The organism is Sorangium sp. So ce362, assembly GCF_051519845.1.
In the GTDB taxonomy this organism is placed as follows: domain Bacteria; phylum Myxococcota_A; class Polyangia; order Polyangiales; family Polyangiaceae; genus Sorangium.
In genome coordinates, this window is the sequence record NZ_CP150332.1 from 4601003 (window position 1) to 4620077 (window position 19075).

12 protein-coding genes are annotated in these 19075 nt (G+C 73.7%); 5 read left to right on the plus strand and 7 right to left on the minus strand.

Features of this window, described 5'->3' with window-relative positions:
* Positions 1-150: 150 nt before the first annotated feature.
* The 3 genes from WMF17_RS17830 to WMF17_RS17840 all read right to left on the minus strand — a co-directional run bounded on the left by WMF17_RS17830 (position 151) and on the right by WMF17_RS17840 (position 4979).
* Complete coding sequence (locus WMF17_RS17830; protein ID WP_437603281.1) at positions 151-2769, minus strand: efflux RND transporter permease subunit; 2619 nt, start codon at positions 2767-2769, stop codon at positions 151-153.
* Positions 2770-3036: 267 nt separating this feature from the next.
* A complete protein-coding gene (locus WMF17_RS17835; protein ID WP_437603282.1) occupies positions 3037-3885 on the minus strand; it encodes a hypothetical protein in 849 nt (282 codons plus the stop codon).
* An 11-nt stretch (positions 3886-3896) separates the two neighbouring features.
* Entirely contained in the window at positions 3897-4979 is a 1083-nt protein-coding gene (locus WMF17_RS17840) for a fatty acid desaturase family protein (RefSeq protein WP_437650557.1), read from the minus strand.
* 352 nt (positions 4980-5331) lie between these two features.
* Here WMF17_RS17840 and WMF17_RS17845 point away from each other — a divergent pair, with 352 nt between their 5' ends.
* Positions 5332-6156: a fatty acid desaturase gene (locus tag WMF17_RS17845; RefSeq protein WP_437650558.1), complete on the plus strand. Its 825-nt coding sequence runs from the start codon at positions 5332-5334 to the stop codon at positions 6154-6156.
* Between the two features lie 246 nt (positions 6157-6402).
* Here the strand turns inward: WMF17_RS17845 and WMF17_RS17850 are convergent, their stop codons facing one another.
* The 3 genes from WMF17_RS17850 to WMF17_RS17860 all read right to left on the minus strand — a co-directional run bounded on the left by WMF17_RS17850 (position 6403) and on the right by WMF17_RS17860 (position 8268).
* Positions 6403-7161 carry a hypothetical protein gene (locus tag WMF17_RS17850; protein WP_437650559.1) on the minus strand — a complete coding sequence of 253 codons (759 nt, stop codon included), beginning with the start codon at positions 7159-7161 and terminating at the stop codon, positions 6403-6405.
* Positions 7162-7193: 32 nt separating this feature from the next.
* Positions 7194-7619: an EVE domain-containing protein gene (locus WMF17_RS17855; RefSeq protein WP_437603286.1), complete on the minus strand. Its 426-nt coding sequence runs from the start codon at positions 7617-7619 to the stop codon at positions 7194-7196.
* A gap of 106 nt (positions 7620-7725) precedes the next feature.
* Positions 7726-8268 (minus strand): L,D-transpeptidase family protein, encoded by a 543-nt coding sequence (locus WMF17_RS17860; RefSeq protein WP_437603287.1) that lies wholly within the window; start codon positions 8266-8268, stop codon positions 7726-7728.
* 106 nt (positions 8269-8374) lie between these two features.
* Here WMF17_RS17860 and WMF17_RS17865 point away from each other — a divergent pair, with 106 nt between their 5' ends.
* Positions 8375-9430: an RNA polymerase sigma factor gene (locus WMF17_RS17865; RefSeq protein ID WP_437603288.1), complete on the plus strand. Its 1056-nt coding sequence runs from the start codon at positions 8375-8377 to the stop codon at positions 9428-9430.
* 238 nt (positions 9431-9668) lie between these two features.
* On the plus strand, positions 9669-10685 hold the full coding sequence (locus WMF17_RS17870) for an OmpA family protein (protein ID WP_437650560.1): 1017 nt from the start codon (positions 9669-9671) through the stop codon (positions 10683-10685).
* Positions 10686-10714: 29 nt separating this feature from the next.
* Here WMF17_RS17870 and WMF17_RS17875 read toward each other — a convergent pair whose 3' ends face one another.
* The gene (locus tag WMF17_RS17875) at positions 10715-15193 is read right to left on the minus strand and encodes a hypothetical protein (RefSeq protein WP_437650561.1); all 4479 of its coding nucleotides are present in this window, start codon (positions 15191-15193) and stop codon (positions 10715-10717) included.
* 129 nt (positions 15194-15322) lie between these two features.
* On the opposite strand from WMF17_RS17875, the gene WMF17_RS17880 reads away from it, so the two are divergent.
* Positions 15323-17743 (plus strand): peptide ABC transporter substrate-binding protein, encoded by a 2421-nt coding sequence (locus tag WMF17_RS17880; protein WP_437650562.1) that lies wholly within the window; start codon positions 15323-15325, stop codon positions 17741-17743.
* Between the two features lie 173 nt (positions 17744-17916).
* A complete protein-coding gene (galE, locus tag WMF17_RS17885) occupies positions 17917-18933 on the plus strand; it encodes a UDP-glucose 4-epimerase GalE (RefSeq protein ID WP_437603292.1) in 1017 nt (338 codons plus the stop codon).
* Positions 18934-19075 lie beyond the last annotated feature (142 nt).

Genomic DNA, 19075 nt, shown 5'->3' on the forward strand with positions numbered 1-19075 from the left:
GGCGCGCGCTCACAACGCCGCCCTGCGGCAACCATTGGGAGGGGCCGGCGCCGGGGGGCAGCCACGGATCGCAACCGTTGGGAGGGGCCGGCGCCGGGGGTCGCAACGGTTCGAGCCCGTCAGGAGGCGAGCGGAGCGCCGGCGCCGTGTTCAGGTCGTCGGGCGGCCGACGGCGACGAAGCTCTCCGCGCCCTTGGCGCGGCGCCGGTCGCGCCAGACGAGCGCCGCGGGCAGCACCAGCACGGCGGCGAAGAGGCAGGCGACCTCGCCGATGACGGCGGCCATGCCGAGGCTCCGCACCGCGTGGTTCTGCGAGCGGATCAGGGCGAGGTAGCCCAGCGCCGTCGTGAGGCTGCAGAGGATCACCGCCCCGCCCGTCTCGCGCACCGCCGTGAGCGCGCCGCCGGCGCCCTCGCGCGCGTAGCGCTGCACGATGTTCACGGCGTAGTCGACGCCGATGCCGAACGTCAGCGGCAACGCGATGAAGTTCAGGAAGTTGAGCTTCACGCCCATCAGCACGAGCAGCCCCGCCATCCAGAAGACGCCGACGAGCAGCGCGCCGAGCACGGCGAACGCCGGGCGGCCGCCGCGGAAGGCGACGAGCACGACGAGGACCGTCGCGGCCAGCGAGAAGAGCACCGCCGGCGGTACGTCGTCGATGACCGCCGCCCACATGTCCGCGTAGATGACCGCGCGCCCCGAGCCGCGCACGACGCTGCCGTCAGGGAGCCGCGTCTCGCGGTACGCGTCGGCCCAGCGGAAGAGGTAGTGCGCGTCGTGCACGCTCTCGGACGTGATCGGGCTGATGTACACGATGCGACCGCGCGTCCCGTCCGTCTCCGTGAAGGCGCGCGCCACCCCCGCCGGCAGATCGTCGATGCCGAACGGCGCGAGATCGTCCGGCGGAATGACCGCCTGGATCCGGCTCCAGTCCTCGTCGCCGAGGAGGCCGCGCTTCCTCGCCCGCAGGACGCGCTCCTTGATCTCCTGGAGCAGCGGGATCTTCGCGTCCTGATCCCTCGGGACCAGATCCTGGAGGGCGTAGATCTCCTTGAACGGCTTCTCGCCCTCGGACGCCGCGTCGCGCCGCGCGTAGAGCGCCGCGCGCAGCGGCTCGACCTGCTCGGGCCGATCCACGAGGATCGCCATGCCGTCGGTGCCCACGTAGCCCGTGATCTCCTCCGCGAGCGCGCCCAGCCGGATCTGCTCGGCGCGCACCCGCTCGTCGTTGCGGAGGTTCCGGAGGTCGTACTCCATCGGATTGGCGCGCACGTAGCCGACCGCCGCGACGAGGCCGACCGCGGCCAGGGCGAGCCCCGCGACCGTCAGGCCGGCCGGGCTCCGCGCCGCGAGCCGCGCGAACGGCTCGCCGAACGCCATGCCGCCCTGGGTGCGCCGCCGGAACCTGCCGAGCAGCCCCGGCGACTCCCGATCGAGGGGGCTGAGCCGCTCCATCACCGCGAGGACGCTCGGCAGCGCGACGAACGTGGCGACCCAGCAGAGCACCATGCCGGCGCCGCCGATGAGGCCGAAGTCGTGGAAGCCGCGGAAGTCGGTGGCGAGCAGCGAGCCGTAGGCGGCCGCGGCGGCGCAGCCGGCCGTGAGCGTGGGCAGCCAGGTCTCGCGGTGGGCGACGCGCACGCCCTCGAGCAGGCTCGCGCCGCTGCGGCGCGCCTCGAGGTAGCGCGCCATGTAGATGATGCCGAAGTTGATCCCGTTGCCGGCGACGATCGAGAAGAGGAACCCGGTCGCCATGTTGAGGTGGCCGAGCGCGAGCTGGGTGACCCCGAACGTCCAGGCGACGCCGGTGACGATCGTGATCAGCATGGCGACGAGCATGCGCACGCGCAGGTAGTAGAGGAACACGACCGCGGCGATGAGCACGGCGCCCGCGACGCCGACGTCGGTCAGGTCCTCGTTGATCGCCGCGTACTCGGCGATCCCGGTCTGCAGATCGCCGGCGAGGCCGTAGGTGATCCCGGGATCGAACGAGGCGGGGTGCACGCGATCGACGACCTCGCGCACGCGCCGGATCGCCTCGGTGCCGGCGGCGAAATCGCTCGCCAGCACCTTCGAGCGGATGGCGACGACGACGGTCTTGCCGTCCTTCGACTGGTAGTAGCCGTCGGGGTAGCGACCCGCGTCGATCCCCTGGAGCCCGAGGCTCTGCTCGATCGAGCGGGCGCTCACCTCGGGCGGCGGCTCGTCGTCGTCGAGCAGCGCGCCGGTCGCCTTGTTGACCTCGTAGGCGTAGCGCGCCTCGATGTCGTCCCGCAGCTTCGTGAGCCTGTCGTGCTCGACGTAGAGCCCGGCGCGCGGCGAGAGGTAGCGGAAGGCCTCGTGGACGCCGTTCTCGACGCTGCCGACCCACGGCGGCCCGAGCCGCTCGATCTCGGGTACGAGCGCGTCCGCGGCCTTCTGCAGCGCGACCGTGGACGTGCCCTCGCCGCCCTGCAGCACGACGAAGAGCGTCGACACGCCGGCCGTCTTGGCCGCGACCCGGTCGAGCTCCTGCACGCTCGGCCGCGACGCCGGCAGGAGCGACTCGAACCCCGTCAGCACCTGGAGCCGCGTCGCCAGGAAGAGGGCGATGACGGTGAGGAGCCCGGCCGCGAGCAGCGGCAGCGCAGGCCGGTTCACCTGGAGCTCGGCGAGGCGCGCGGCGAACCCGCCACCCTTCGAGGAGGGCGGCGCGGCGCGGGGTGAGGGGTCCTGGGCGGGGGAGGTCGACGGGCGAGGCGCCGCGGGTGGAAGCTGCGGAGAGGGCATGGAGGAGGTCAGGGGATCCGGGGCTGAAGGAAACGGTGAGGGCGCGAGGGCGCCGGGGTGGACCACGTCCTGGGGAACGGGCTCCCCGCGGAACAGCGGATCGCGCGCGGCGGGAGGGCAAGGCCGAGGTCCCTCTGCGGCCGCCGAGGATCGCGGGGGAGCGATAGCAAGAAATCTGTGACGCGGCACGCGGAGCTCGGCGCCGATCGCTCGGTCGAGCGGCTCGGCCGGCTGCCAGTGGACGCGCTCGATCGGTTGCTCTCGCCGCTAGCCGGAGGCGATCACCCGCGAGGCGCTGCCCGCGCGCTTCCGGACCCAGCGGCCGCGCGCGGGCGCGGCGCTCGGGGGGCGCGCGGCGTCGCGCAGGGCGGTCCCGAGCGGCTGGACGAGCAGGAAGAACGCGAGGCAGAGCGCGGCGCCGGCGGTGCTCTCGGGACCGAAGCGCGGCCGCGACAGCGCGAGCGCGGTGCAGCCCACGAGCGCGCCGAGGATGCCGGCCACGCCGAGCGAGAGCAGCGCGAGCTTCCCGCGGCAAAAGGCGCGCGGATCCATGCTGGACACGAGGGTCGGGCGCATCCGATCCACGCCGCCCGCGCCGCCCTCCACCGCGCCGAGCAGCCACACCGGCGCGCCCGCGCAGATCCTGGCCTCCACGGTCCTGGAGAAGCCGCGCGGCTTGCGCGCGTGCTGGTAGGCCTCGTCGAACCGCGCCTCCGAGGGGCACGCGGAGGCCGCGCGGACCTCGGCCCTCGACACCCAGACCTCGCTCTCCACGGCGGGCGCGACCGCGAGCTCCCGCCCGCCCGCGACGACGGCGCCGCCGTAGATCTCGCCGCCGTGGCCGCTGTCGGCGAAGACGATCTCGTCGAGCGCGCGGCCCCCGGCGCCGGCGCGGCCCACCTGCTCGATCCGGTGGCCGGCGAGCGCGCCGCCGCGCCCGTCGCCGCCGAGGACGCGCGCCTCGAGCAGCGAGGCGCCGTCGCCGCGCGGCGCGCCGAGCCGCCGGAGCGTCGCCGCGACGGCGGCGAGCTGCTTGAGCGCGGTCGCGACGATGAGCAGGGTGTTCCCCCAGAGGATGGCCAGGGCGAGGGCGCCCATGAGCTCTCTCGACAGCATCGCTCGGGCGCCTACACGCTGGCGGCCTCGGCCTCCGCGCGGCGGAGCGCGCGCGGCGAGAGCTCGATCGACGGGGCGGACCGCTCGGCCTTCGCGACGTCGCGGGGGGAGGGACGGTTGAAGCGGAGCACGTAGGTCCGGAGCAGGTAGCCGAGCAGGCTCGGCTCGTTCAGCCCCGGATCGATGCGCGGCGCGACCTCGCGCCGGTGCGCCTCGGCGAGCACCGACCAGTGGAGCCCAGCCCGGTTGTGGTGGATCGTGTGGTAACCGTTGTTGCACATGATCCAGTTGAAGGCGCGTCCGACGAAGTTGCGCGAGTGGTTCCACTCGCTCTGGACGTCGCACCCGTCGTGCTGGAGGAGGTTGATCCGGAGGATGCAGCGCGCGCCGTAGAGCTGCGGGAGCACGACGAAGAAGAGCGCCGTCCAGAAATCGACGAGGAGGAGCGCCCCGGTGAGCCCGAAGGCGGAGGCCATCTCGCACCGGTATTGCCGGACGATCTCGCGCCGGCCGGCGAGCGCGTTCCAGCGCGCGACGCCGGCGAAGGTGTTCGGCCCAGCCACGTTGGGGAAGTGGATCAGATTGAGGAGGTTCCACCGGAACGAGACGTGCTCCGGCGCCGCCCAGTCGGGCTGGCCCTCGTCGTCGAAGTGGTGGTGAACCAGGTTGTGAGAGGGGACGTTGGCCGACGCCGGGTAGAGCGCGCCGAAGCTGAGCACGCAGCGCCAGAGCATGTTCAGTCGGCGGCTACGGAAGATGCCCTGGTGCAGGTGGTTGTGGATGACCACCGCGTTGAGGAAGCTGAGGCAGCAGGCCGCCGCGAAGAAGAGGACGTTGCGGCACGCGGGCACGCAGAACATCGCGGCGAGCAGGCCGAGGTAAGCGGCGACGATCCCGATCTGCCGCCGCTCGGCAGGGTGCTTCAGGAGCCAGGGCTCGCGGCGCGCGTCCCGATGCAGGCTGCTCGCGACCGCGCCCCGCTGCCCCGCAGGCCCCCCCTGAGCGGGTGATTCGTCCCTCCCCGAAGCCCCGGTCGCGCCGGGGCGCTCCGCCCCGCTGGATGCGGGAGCGGGTGTGGCGACTTCGACTGTCACCCCACCGTCACTATCACTCTTGCCCGGCCCAAACAATGTTGAGAGCGCCGCGTGGAGGCGCCTCGCACGGTCGCGTCACCCGCGCCGCGCGTCTCCCGGGATTCCCGGCGAGCTGCGAACTCGCGTTCGCACGCGCGCGTTGCGCGCAGGAATCCGGTCGCGCGCGCCGAAATCCTGCCGAGGGTGGCGGGCGCATGGAGAGACCGTGGACGGAAGTGACGGACCGGTGTATTCGAGGAGCCTGGACTGGCGGTGTGCGAGTCCAGGCGGCAGCAGCCCGGGGCGCGGGGGCGCTGCGCGGTCCGATCCGCGCCAGCGCTGCGCCGTTCGGGCGCGGGGGAGGCTCAAGCACGTGTCTGTCATCGTCTCCACGTTGACGTCGCTGCCGTTCACGCAGCTCCGACGAAACCGGTATTTTTACCTTTATTACGACGGCTTCTACGCGCTCGCGTGCGCGACCTTCCTCGCGTGCATGCACCTCGGCGGGTACGGGTCGTTGATCGAGCGATGGGACGACCGCCTCTGGCTGCTCCTGCCGCTGGTCTGCCATGCGCAGATCCTCTGCAGCGTGTTCATCCACAACGCGACACATAACAATTTCCCCCGGCCGATCAACCGGCTCGTCGGCGAGTTTTGCGGGCTCGTGGCGCTCACGCGGTTCGCCTCGTGGGAGGTGATCCACCAGCGCCACCATCGCTACTCGGATGACGTCGACAGGGATCCGCACCCGGTCGTGGCCAGCTACTGGCTGTTCCTGGTGAAGACGGTGGTGAACGTGGAGCGCCAGCTCCAGCAGATCTACTTCGAGCTCTACGGCGATTCGCCCGAGAGCCGCCGCTACGAGCGGATCCGCGCCTACGTGAGCTACGCGACGAACCTGCTGCTCATCGCGTGCTGGTACGTGTTCCTCGGCCCGATCGGGTTCTTCGTCCTCTTCGTGCCGGCGTCGATCGTCGGCTTTCTGCACCTCGTGCACTTCAACTGGTCGACGCACAACGCGTCCTCGCCGGACGGCGACTTCAAGCCGGTGAACCTGAACCACGGGTACTACCGGATCGGTAACCTCCTCTGGCACGGGATCTACATGCACGCGAATCACCACAAACGCGCGGGCATGTTCAACCCGGCGAAGCTGGAGCCGGGGCTGCCGATCACGAAGCCCGGAGGGCGCAGCTAGGGCGGCGAGCGGACAGAAGAGAAAGAGAAAAAAGGCGCAAAGGCGCAAGGAGAAGAGAAAGAATCGAAGGACGCCAGAAGGAGAGAGCGCCCTGGCGTCTTGTGCTGTCCCGCTTCGCATCCGCAAGGACGCCGGGAGAAGAGCCGCCTCGCGCCTCTTGACCGCTTCTTGCGTCTTTGCGTCTTTGCGCCTTTGCGTTTTTTTCTCTTCGCCTTACATCCCGGAGCGAAGAGCCCTTCGCGCCCGCTAGTTGTCCTGCGGGAGGGGACCCGCGTCGCCCCCGGCGGCGCGGGGGGGCGGCTTGGCAGCGCCGCCTGCCCCCCCATCGCGCGAGGCACCCGCGTCCACCCGCGCCGCGGCGGCGCCCGTGGCCCCCGCGCTGGCGGCGCCCGCGTCGGCCGCACCCGCGCCCGCGTCGGCCGCACCCGCGCCCGCATCGGCGGCTGCCGGCTCGGCGGCGCCCGCATCGGCGGCTGCCGGCTCGGCGCCCGCGTCGGGCGAGGGAAGGGCCCCGGCCGGAGGAAGCTCGCTCTCCCAGCACGCCGGCTTCGGCGGCGCCGCGAAGTGGACCGTGCGCGACGCGGCGTCGCCCTTCCGGGTGACGAGCTTGTCGGTCTTGTACACGGCCGCGTTGCCGCACTCGTACTCGGAGGCGTCCTTCGTGCCGCGCACCTGCTTGCGCGCCCTCGGCGCGCGCTCGTTCTCGCACTGCGCCCACTCGATCTCGTACTCGGCGTCCTCGTCGCCGAGGAGGATGCGGTTCGCCGGATCGTCCTTCGACCGGCGCCCGGTGAGCGTCGTCCGCGTGATCGGCTCCTTGCCTTCGCGCACCGTCAGCGCGATCGGGAAGCGAAGGCTGCCGCGCATCGGCGCGCGCGCCGCGCCGATCTCGAAGTCGGGGCAGATCGGCTCGCCCTCGATCGGGGACGGCGTCGGCGGGCCACCGCACGCGACGCTGGAGAGGAAGAGGAGGGCGAGAGCTCGGGCTCCAAGGCGGAGGTTCACGCCGGGATTAGTCGTTACCCCGGGCGCCCGCGTCAAGCGATCTTGGTCTTGCCCAGCTTCAGCACCCGATCGAAGTGCTCCTTCGAGACGGGCACCACGCTCAGCCGGGACCGCTTCAGGAGCGAGATCTCGACCAGCGACTCGTCGCCGCGGATCGTGTCAAGGGTCACCTGCACCTTGAGCGGCGCGACCGGCTCGATGTCCACGACGCTCCAGTCCTCCTCCGCATCGGCGGTCGGATCGGGGTACGCCTCGCGCTTGACGCGCGCCACGCCCGCGACCGCCTTGCCCTCGCTCGAGTGATAGAAGAGCACGAGATCCCCCTGCTTCATGGCCCGCATGTTGTTGCGGGCCTCGAAGTTCCGGACGCCGTCCCACATCGTCTGGCCATCGCGCATGAGCTGCGCGAACGAATATTTCTGAGGCTCGCTCTTCATCAGCCAGTAACGGCGAGACATGCACGATCTCCCGGGCGGGCATGAGGGCGGCGCCGGTCGGGCCGTCGCGCTCTCATCATCGGCGGACAGCCCGTCGATGTGACCGGCTACCCTAGCACCCCCCCGTTCAATCAGTGATCACGATCTTGGCGCCGTCCGGCGTTCGCCGCGCGACCTCGTCAATCTCGTCGTCGTCGAGCGCGATGCACCCGAGCGTCCAGTCGCTCTCCTTGTGCACGCCGGCGCGCTGCACGTCGCCGACGCCGTGGATCCCGATGCTGTGCCCGACGCCGCGGCCCGGCGGGACCTCGCCGCGCCGCCTGAGCTCGGCGAAGCGCCGGCGGTCTTCCTCGTTCGGGTAGCTGACGAGCAGGAACTGATGAAACAGGCCGTTGATGCGGCCGGCGACGCGGTACGTGCCGACAGGGGTCCGCCGGTCGCCCTCGTAGAGCTTCGGCCCCGGCCCACCCGGCCCCAGGGCGACCCGGTAGGACCGGACGATCTCGTCGCCCGCCACAAGATCGAGCGTGTGCTCGCTCTTGTCGATCCGGATCTCGGTGACCCGCGGCAAGGAGGCCCCCGCGGGGCGCGGCGCGCGGGCGGCAGCGGCCGGGGCGAGGGACGCAGCGAACAGCGCCGCGGCGAGGACAGCAGGGGGCCGGAGGATCATGCCCGCCCGTCGGGCCCGCGCGACGGAGTGTGACGCCCACGCGAGGTCTGCCGTATTCTCGATCGGGCTCGTCACACTCCGCGGCCGCCGCGCGATGCAGAGGTCGATGAGCACGACGATGACCACCGAGCGCAGCGCCCCCGCGACGAACCCCCTGGCCGAGCCAGGGATCCGCCGCGCCCTCGAGGAGTTCGTGCGACGGCGGGTGCCGAGCGGCGAGGTCGACGACGTGGTGCAGACCGTCCTCTGCGACGCGCTCGCCTCGCCCGCGCGCCCGGTCGATCCGACGGAGCTCCGGCGCTGGCTGCTCGGGATCGCGCGCCACAAGGTGGCCGACCACCACCGGCGCTCGTTCCGCGAGACCGCGACCGAGCTGCCCGACCTGCCGGTCGGTCCGCCGCCCGTCGAGGCGCGCGAGCTGGCGCGCTGGGCAGAAGAGCAGGCCGCGGCGACCCGCGACGCGCAGCAGACGCTCTCGTGGATGGCCCGCGAAGGGGAAGGAGAGAAGCTCGAGAGCATCGCCGCCGACGAGCAGGTGCCGGCCGCCCGGGTGCGTCAGCGCGTGTCGCGGATGCGGCGGTGGATGCGGGAGCGCTGGCTCGCGGAGCTCGCCGCCGTCGCAGCCCTGGCGATCCTCGCGATCGTCCTCGTCCGGCTCCTGCGCTCGACGAAGGACCTGCCCGAGGTCGCGCCCCTGCCCGAGCCGCCGCCGAGCGCCCCGCCCATCGAGACGCCGTCGCCGCTCGATCCGCTGGATCGCGCGCGCTCGCTGCGGGCCGAGGCGCTGCGCGCCTGCGACGAGGCGGCGTGGCGCCGGTGCCTCGACCAGCTCGACGAGGCGGACCGGCTCGATCCTCGAGGCCGCACCGCGCCGGGCGTCGCGGCGGCGCGCCAGCGCGCGCTCGAGGCGCTCCGCGCGCCGACCGACGAGCCCCCGGCGCCGGGGCCCGTCAAGAAGCCGACAGAGCGGGACTCGAACGATGTTCGCTCCTCGCCACAGCCCCGCCAGAAGGTCGCACCGACGCCCGCGCCGACGTCCGCACTGACGCCCACCCTGTCGGCGCCAGTGGGACAACCGCTCAAGTCGAAGAAGCCGCAGGCGCCTGACCTGAAGGGTAAGGTGCCGCCTGAGACGATGGATTTCTCGTCAAAGAAACGCTAGTTCCGTCGGCCGGGAAAGCGAACCACCCGCCGGGGGCCGGGTCGATCTCGATGGCTCGCCAGCGGCGCTCTCACCTCCGGAGCGGGGTCCGACGCGCTGCCGAGGGGGAGCCGCCCGCCTCGCCGTGCGATTAAATCTCGCAGTTTCCGGCGTGGTCGTCTAAACACGCTGGCGCTCGGCGCAATCAAGGACGCCAAGGAGAGGAGCCCCGGAGATGCGAACCACGAGATGGCTTGGAATGGCATTCGCAGTATCGCTGCTCGCCGCGAACGCCGGCTGCGCGAGAGAGCCCCAGATGCAGGCGCAGCCGCCGGCGCAGCCGCCCGCGCCGCCGCCGCCCCCGGCGCCGCCGCCGCCCCCCCCCGACGCGGACGCGGACGGCGTGATCGACAGCGATGATAAGTGCGTCGCCGAGAAAGAGGACGGTCTGCCGCCCGACGCCAAGGACGGTTGCAAGTCCACCGACCCGGACGGAGACGGCATCGTGGCCGAGGCCGACAAGTGCCCGACCGAGGCCGAGGTCGTGAACAATTACAAGGACGAGGACGGCTGTCCCGACGTCCCGAGGGTCGTTCTCCTCGACAACGAGGTGCAGCTCAACGAGAAGATCGCCTTCGCCGCCGGCAAGGCTGATATCGAGCCGGCCTCGCAGGAGCTCCTCGCCAACATCGCCCAGGTCATCAAGGACCATCCGCAGATCCAGTTCGCCGAGGTCGCGGCCTACTCCGAGAAGGTCGGCAGCGACTACGCCACCGTGACGCTCACGAAGAAGCGCGCGGACGCGGTGGTGAAGGCGCTCGTGGCGCTCGGCGTCGAGAAGAACCGGGTGCGGTCCGCCGGCTACGGCGCGCACTGCGCGACCGATCCGGGCGAAACCGAGGAGGCGAAGGAGGCGAACCGCCGGGTCGAGATCAAGATCATGCGGCTCGATGGCAAGGACACGGGCGTCGCGCTCGCCTGCGCCGCGGCCCTCACCAAGGGCCTCAAGCCCGCCGGCGTGCCCGCCTCCGCGCCGAAGGCCGCCCCGGCCCCGAAGAGCTCCGACGCGAAGCCGGCCGCGGCGAAGCCGGCCGACGCGAAGCCCGCCGCGCCGCCGCCCGCGGCCGCGCAACCTGCTGCTGCCGCGCCGCCCGCGGCCGCGCAACCTGCTGCTGCCGCGCCGCCCGCGGCCGCGAAGCCAGGGGACACGAAGCCCGCCGCGGCGAAGCCCGCCGATCAGAAGCCGGCAGAGACGAAGCCCGCCAGCGTGAAGTAGGCGCGAGGCGATCGGCTGCGGGCAGGCGGCTACGGGGCGGCCTGCCCGCGCGCGGCGGCGAGCAGCCGCTCCAGCGCCTCCTTCGCGCGCTGCCGGCGCTGCGCCTCGGGCACGGCGCCGGCGCGCAGGCGCTGGATGTCGGCGCACATCGCGGCGCGTGCGCCGGGCGGAGGCTCGCCGCAGAGCTTCGCGTGCGCGCTGTGGGCGCGCGCGTCGCCCGGCGGCGGCGCGCCGGCGAGCACGGCCGCGGCCGTCTCGATGAGGTGCGCGGTCGCCGCCGCCTCGGCGTCCTCCCCCGTCCACCGGTCGACGAACTCGGGCTGCTTCGCGAGCTTCGCGAGGACGTCCCAGCGCTCCGCGCGCACGGCGAGCTCCGTCGCGAAGAGCACGACGTTCAGGTTGCGGCCGAGGTCCGGGAGGGCGCGCGTCTCGCCGTCGAGCGCCAGCACGTCGTCGACGACGCTCCCGTCGAGCGCCGCGGCCGCGCAGCTCACCGCGACGCTGAGCAGGTCGGCGCGCAGCGCCGGGCCGAGGGAGGGCGCGCGGCCGAGCGCGCGCGCGGCGGCGAGCACGAGCGGGCCGCAGTGCCCCTCGCGCCGCTGCCGCGCCAGCATCACGCCGGCGTCGTAGAGCCGGCCGCTCCGGCGCAGCGCCTCCACGGCGGCCGTGAACGCGTCGGGATCGTACGTCCCCCGCTCCGCGGCCGTGAGGAAGCCGTCGAGGCTGCGCAGGGCGGGGCACGCCGCCGCGCTGCCCGCGCGCCGGAGGTGCGGCAGCTTGCCGAGCACGTCCGCGATGCGCAGCGAGAGCGCGAGCGGGTAGGCGTCGCAGGCGGGCTCTTCGTGGCCGCCGAGCTCGACCTTCGCCTCGGTGCACGCGAGCGGGCCGGCGACCACGGCGAGCGAGCGCGCGGTCCTCGCGACGAGCGGGCGGATGCCCGGGGCGGCGGCGAGCCCCGCCGGGAGCGGATCGAGCAGCGCCGCGACCGCGGCGTCGTCCGCGTCCGGCGGCAAGAGGCCGCGGACGAGCGTCCAGAGGTCGCCGGCCAGGAAGGGGTGGCCGGCCTCGGCCGCGAGCTGGGCGTCGATCGCGAGCAGCGCGCGCGCGTCCCGTCCCCAGGCGAGCGGCTGGTCCTGGCGCAGCGCCCGCTCCCCGAGCCGGAGGCCGAACGAGAGGGCGGCGATGGCCCGGCGCGCCGCGGCGGCGCCGCGCTCGGTGTCGCCATCGAGGAAGTGGTAGGCGGCCGCGAGCGCCGCGGCGCCGACGTAGGCGCGCCCAGCGTCCTCGTCGCTGCGGGGCGAGCCCTCGGGCGCGAGCGCCGCGGTGAGGGCGCCCGAGGGCTCGCCGCGGCTGCGGAGGCCGAGGCCGAGCTGGAAGCTCGTCGACCTCTCGAGGAGCCCGGCGCCGTACGAGACGTCAAAGCTGAGCGAGAAGACGCGGGTCGCGGTCATCTCCTGGTAGCGGTAGGTCATGCGCGGCACATGCAGGCCGCGATCGTCGGCGGCCGCGAGGACGCGGTCGAGCGCGTCGCGCGCCTCGGCGCGCCGGCCGCCGGCGAAGTCGCGCATGGCGCCCATGATCGCGAGCACGTCGCCCGCGTCGGCCGTCTGGCAGGCGTCGTCCGACGCCTCGCGCATCGCGTCCGCGTAGGCCGACGGGTCCGGGGGGACGCCGCGCCGGGCCTTCGCGATCTCGCTCAGGTACGAGAGCACCCACGCGACCCGGCTGCCGCTCTCGTTCGCGTGCGCGACGGCCTCCGGCGACGGCGGCCTGCCCACCACGGCCGCGCCGAGGAGCGAGGTGAGCAGCCCGAGGTCGGCCTGATCGCGCAGCCCGAGCGCCGAGAGCGCCCGGGCGTAGCCGACGAACAGGTCCAGGAGGTCGCCCTCCGTCCGGGAGGCGGGCAGCGACGCGAGCGCGTCGAGGAGGGCGCCGCCGCCCGGGCCCTGCCCGGCGCCGGTCTGCGCCGTGTCGTCGCGGAACGCCGCGGCGAGCCCGCGGAGCACCCGGCCGAGCGGGGCGCCGCTCTGCTCTGCGAAGCGCTCCGCGGTGGCGGAGGAGAGGAGCGCGCGGGCGAGGGCGTAGCCGCCGGTGAGCGCGTCCGGGAGGCCGCTGTCGCCCCAGCTGGAGAGGCCCGCGGCGACGGCGGCCTCGGCGTCCGCGGTCGGGACGGTGAAGCGCACGCGGGGCTCCGATGCGCCGGCGCGAGCCGCGCGGGCGCCGGGCGCGGCGAGCAGATCGAGCGCGTCGGAGAGGAGCGTCACGAGGAGCCGCGCCCGGCGCACCCACGCGCCGTCGCCCTGCCTGTACCGCGGCGCGCGCAGGATCCGGCCGCGGACGTCGCCGAGCCGCGCGAGCGCGCGGCGCGCCTCGGGGCTCGGCCCGCGCCCCGCGGCGGGGCAGGCGTCCGCGGCCGGGGGCGGCTTGCGCGAGCGCTCGGTGAGCAGCACGGCGAGGACGCCGTCGGCGAGCGCGGTGACGTCCTCCACGAGGCCGGGCGGCGGCGCTTCCACGTCGCCCGCCGCGCCGGCGCCGGCGTCGCCCGCCGCGAGCCCCGCGACGGCGCGCCGGAGCGCGTCGCGCGCCGCGCGGCGCTCGGGAGGGAGCCGGGGCGCGTCGATCGCCCGCAGATCCAGCGCGCCGGCGGCGTCGAGCGCGGCGTAGCGCGAGAGGCTCGCGGCGAGCGCCGCGAGGCCGGGGTAGGGGAGCGCCGGCGCGGGCGAGAGCGCGCGCTCGATCTGCGCCGACGAGAACGCGAGATCGGGCGACCGCTCCGAGAGGAGCCGGTAGAGCGCGTCGGCGGCGTAGAGGCCGGCGACGCCCCAGCCGGTCTGCGCGGCGAGGTCGCCGCGCAGCTTGGCGGTGAGGGCGCCCTGGAGGGCCAGGAAGTGCGCGGGCTGCACCTCGGGCGGGTACGACATGCCCGCGAAGACGCCGGCGAGCGCCGCGCCGAGGACCGCCTCCGGATCGCGCGCATCGGCCATGCGGCGCTGCACGGCGACCTGCGTGAGGTCGATGATGGCGTCGCGGAGGCGCTCGTCGGCGAGCACCCCGGGGCTGTAGGCGAGGGGGAGCTGCGCGAGCGCGCGGTAGCGGCGCGGCTCGGCCTCGGCGAGCGCGCGCAGCGCGGCGAGGTGCGCGAGGCCGAGCTCGGTGACGCGCCGGTGGGCGGCGCTGCCCGCCTGGCCTGCGGCGGGCGCGGGGCCGCGCTCGTAGAGCAGGCTCGGCGCGTGTGCCCACGCGGTGCTCGTCTGATCGACGGCGCGGACGAGCGCCTCGTAGCGCGGCAGCCACGCGTCGAGCGGCAGCCGTCTGCCCGGCGCTGCCGCCGCGGCGCTCCCGGTGGCGGGTGCGGCCGATGCAGCCGATGCAGCCGATGCAGCCGATGCAGCCGATGCAGCCGATGCAGCGGATACAGCCGCGGCGTCGCCCGGGGCGAGGGCGCCGGCGAGCGCCGAGGCGAACACGAGGTCGCGCGCGCCTTCCATGGGCGGGGCGACGTCCCGGCCGCAGCCCGGCGCCTTCCCGAGCAGGTCGTCGAGCGCGGCGCGCCGGCCCGCGGGCACGGCCCGCAGCACCGCCGCGCCGCGGACGCGCCACGCCGCGCGGCTGTCCCGGGCCGTGCGCACGCGGAGGAGGTCGCCGTAGGGCGTATCGTCCGGCGCGGGCGGAGGATCCAGCCGGGGGGCCGCGGGCGCGCCGGCGGCGCCGGTCGCGTCGCCGTCGTCCTCGAGCGCGACGCCGGCCGTCCCGAGCAGCTGGAGCGCGTACCGGCCGCGCAGCGCCGGCTCGTCGTTCGGGTCGCGCCCCTTCAGCGCGGCGGCGAGGGCGTCGGCCGCGCGCGCGGCCTCGACGTAGCGGAAGCCGCCGGCGGCGTCGAAGGCGCGGCGCACGAGCGCCGCGAGCGCGATGTCGTCCGCGACGCGCGCGAGCGCCGCGTCGCCGCGCGCGATCGGCGCGACGCCGGCCATGAACGGCGCCAGCGGGTCGCTCGGGAAGAGCTGGACCGCGCCGCCGCCGCGGGCGCGCGCGTGGACGAGGTGCTCGACCCCGAGGGCCTCGCCGATCGCGAGGAGCAGCGCGTCGGCGCCCAGCGCGCCGGGGGCTGGCAGCGGCGCGGCGCGGATCCACGTCGCGTCCGCCGCGCCACCGCGCTGCGCCTTGCCGGCGGCCTCCGCGCCTGCCTCGACGATGACCGCGACGCGCGGCGTCGCCCCGCCGCGGCGGTCGAGATCGCGGAGCAGGAGCGCCCACGGATCGCCGGCGTCCCGGGCGGCGCGGGCCTCGACGTAGCCCAGGGCGAACTCGCGCGGCGCGCGGCCTTCGGCGAGGGCCGCGGCGAGGGCGCGCTCGCACGCGTCGAGGTGCGCCGGATCGCAGCGCGACGCTGGCGGGGGCGCGGTGCCCGGGGGGCTCGCGCCGCCGCAGCCGACGGCGAGGAGCCCGAGGACGAGCGCCGAGCAGACCGAGAGAGCGCGCGACGAGACGACCACGCGGGCGTGCAGCATGACGAGCGCGCGACCTTACACGAAGACCGCGGGCCGGCCGCGGTCGTCTCGCAGATCGGACGAGCGACGCCCCCCGGACCGGGCAGCCGCTGCCTTCCTGCCCCCCGGGGGCCGTGCTACTCCCGCGGCATGCGACGGGCTCCGGAGCGACGAGGTGCCGGCGGCGAGGGGGGTGGCGGGAGCGCCGGTTGCGCGGCGCGGGGCGCCCTCGCTGCGCTCGGGCTCGCGTGCCTCGCCCTCGCGGCGTGCAGCGAGGGCGAAGGCGGGTACGCCGGCACGACCGCGCGCGTCGGCAAGGACGAGGCGACGATCTACATCAACAACGGCACGGAGCCCGAGTACGTCGACCCCGGAAAGTCGAACGACTCGGCGAGCTCCACGCTGCTCCAGCAGATGTTCGAGGGGCTGACCACCTACGCGGCCGGCGATCTCCATCCCGTGCAGGGGGTGGCGACGCGCTGGGAGCAGAGCGACGACAACCGGATCTTCCGGTTCCACCTGCGGCCCGAGGCGCGCTGGTCGGACGGCAAGCCGGTGACGGCGCACGACTTCGAGTACGCGTGGAAGCGCGTGCTGCGCCCCTCCACCGCCTCGCTCGCCGCCACGAACCTCTACATCGTGAAGAACGGCGAGCTGTTCAACCACGGCAAGCTCAAGGCGCTGCGCGAGGCCACCCTGCTGCGCACCGCGCCGCGGCTCGACGCGCCGTCCGCGCTCGATCTGCCCAAGGGGTCGTTCGTCGTGGTGCTGGCGCGCTCGCCGATCCAGGTCGACACCGCGATCGCGCCGCTCGCGGCGCTGCCGGAGGGCGCCGCCGCGGTGACGTTCACGAAGGGCGACGCGAAGGGCGGCCCCGGAGACCGGCTCGTGTTCGACGCTGCCGCCGGCGGCGCCGCGCCGCTCGGCCCCGCGCCCGGCGGCGGCTGGCAGGGCGCCGTTGTCGACATCGTCCGCGCGGGCCCGCCGTGCCAGTGCAACGGCGCCGCCGATCGCTGGTTCGAGGTCGAGCGGGGCGGCGCGCGCGGCTTCCTCCCGGGCTGCCTGCTCGTCCCCCCCGCCGCGGGCAAGGACGGCGCGGGCGCCGCGCCCCGCGAGACCTACGCGGTCGTCGCGCCGCACGCGGACCTCCCCACGTACGACGCCGCGGCGGCCCCCGCGGCCGCGCAGGGCGAGCCCCCGGTGGGGTTCGTGCCCGAGGCGCTCCTCGTCGAGGACGACGGCGCCGTCGGCGTCCGCGCCAGGGACGACCTCACGCTCGACGTGCAGCTGGAGCAGCCCACGCCCTACTTCATCGATCTCACGAGCTACGTGACGCTCTTCCCCGTGCGCAAGGACGTGATCGAGGCGTTCGCGCAGCGCGGCGAGCCCGAGCTCTGGTTCCGCCCCGAGAACATCGTGGTCAACGGCCCCTACACGCTCGATGAGTGGAAGTTCCGTTACGAGATCACGATGAAGCGGAATCCGATGTACTGGGACCGTGACAAGCTGAAGATTCACCGCGTCGTCTGGCTGGAGATCGAGCAGTACAACGCCGCGATGAACATCTACAAGGCCGGAGATCTCGATTACGGAGGCGACAACTCCTCGCTCCCCGCCGAGCACCTGGACTGGCTGTCGACAAAGAAGGACTTCAAGCGGTTCCCCTACCTCTCCACGTACTGGCTCGAGTTCAACACGAGGAAGCCGCCGGTCGACGACGTCCGCGTCCGCTGGGCGCTCAACCTGGCGGTCGACAAGCAGCAGATCGTCGAGAAGATCACGCGGGGCGGGCAGATGCCGGCCACGCACTACGTCCCGGACTACACGGGCTCGGGCTACGACGAGGCGCTCGACGAGGACAGGAGGCTCGGGGTCGACCCGTTCTCGTCGCCGGACGTCCTGTTCAACCCGGAGCGCGCCCGCGCGAAGCTCACCGAGGCGGGCTACGAGGTCGTCCGGGAGGGCGACGGATACCGGGCGAAGAACTTCCCGGCCCTGGAGATCCTCTACAACACGAGCGAGGGGCACAAGCAGATCGCCGTCGCTGTCCAGGACATGTGGAAGCGTCACCTCGGCGTCTCCGCCACGCTGCGGAACGAGGAGTGGAAGGTGATGCTCAAGAACGTGCGCGACGGCAACTTCCAGGTCGTGCGGTTCGGCTGGATCGGCGAGTACAACCACCCGGCGACGTGGCTCGGCACGCTGCTCTCCTACAGCCCGCAGAACCGGACGGGCTGGGCCGACAAGGAGTTCGACGACCTGATGCGCACCGCCGCGGCGACGGCCGGTCGGAAGGAGAGCATCCAGGTGTTCCGCAGGGCGGAGAAGCGGGCCGTCGACCGCATGCCCAAGCTGCCGCTGTATTTCTACACGAAGTCGACGCTTGTGAAGCCCTGGGTCAAGGGGTTCAAGGGCAACGCGCGGAGCGTGCAGCTCGTCAAGTGGCTCTGGATCGACCCGCGCTGGCGCGACAACCCGTCGAACGAGATCGCGTTTCCGCAGCTCGAGTTCCCGGCGCCGGGCCGGCTCGGCCCGACGCTGGGTGGGCCGGCCGGGCCGGCGGCGCCGTGACAGCCGATCCCCGTCCACCACGATCTCCGTCGCCGTCCGACAGCCGCTCCGCTCGGCCGCGCGGCGACGCCTTCGCGCGGCCGCGGGGGGTGAGGGGACGTGCCCGTTGACGTGCTGGCCTGGGCCATGGCCTCATTCAAGGAGAGCAGCATGGACGCTCTCGGGAGAACGACATGAGCAAGACGATCCTGGTCACCGGAGGCGCGGGCTACATCGGCTCGCATACCTGCGTGGAGCTCCTCCACGCGGGCTACCGGGTGGTCATCCTCGACAACCTCTGCAACAGCCGCAAGGCGGCCGTCGAGCGCGTGGAGCGGATCGCCGGCAAGCAGGTGACGTTCGTCGAGGGCGACATCCGCGACGCGGCGCGGCTCGATCGGTTGCTCGCCGAGCATCCCATCGACGCGACGATCCATTTCGCGGGGCTCAAGGCGGTCGGCGAGTCGGTCGCGAAGCCGCTCTCGTACTACGAGAACAACGTCGCCGGGACCGTGTGCCTGCTCAAGGCGCTCGACGCCCGGGGCGCGCGGAAGCTCGTGTTCAGCTCGTCTGCCACGGTCTACGGCGATCCGGAGCGCGTGCCGCTGGACGAGGGGTGCCGCCTCGGGCCGACCAACCCCTACGGGCAATCCAAGCTCATGGTGGAGCACATCCTGCGCGACGTCGCGGCCACCGGCGGCTGGTCGCTCTCGTCCCTGCGTTACTTCAACCCGGTCGGCGCGCACGAGAGCGGGCTTATCGGCGAGGACCCGAGCGGCATTCCGAACAACCTGACGCCGTTCATCACGCAGGTGCTGGTGGGGCGGCGCGACAAGCTCCGGGTGTTCGGCGGCGACTGGCCGACGCCGGACGGCACGGGCGTGCGCGACTACATCCACGTTGTCGACCTCGCGCTCGGGCACCTCGCCGCGCTGAACCGCATCTTCACCGTCGGCGACAGCTTCACCGTCAACCTCGGCACCGGGCGTGGATACTCCGTTCTCGATATGGTGGCCGCGTTCGAGAAGGTCAGCGGGAAGCGGGTCCCCCACGAGATCGTCGCCCGGCGCCCCGGGGACGTCGCCTCCGTGTACGCGGATCCGGCGCGCGCGGCGGAGCTCCTCGGCTGGCGCGCGGAGCGCGACCTCGAGACCATGTGCCGCGACAGCTGGCGCTGGCAGGAGCAGAACCCGAAGGGGTTTGCCGACTGACACCGCGTCTCCTGAGCGCGTTCCCGGGTCCGTGATGGGGGGAATTTGAATCACAGAGGCACAGAGGGTACGGAGGAGAGAGAAGAAGATCATATTTCATCTCTCTTCTCTTCCCTCTGCGTCCTCTGTGCCTCTGCGGTTC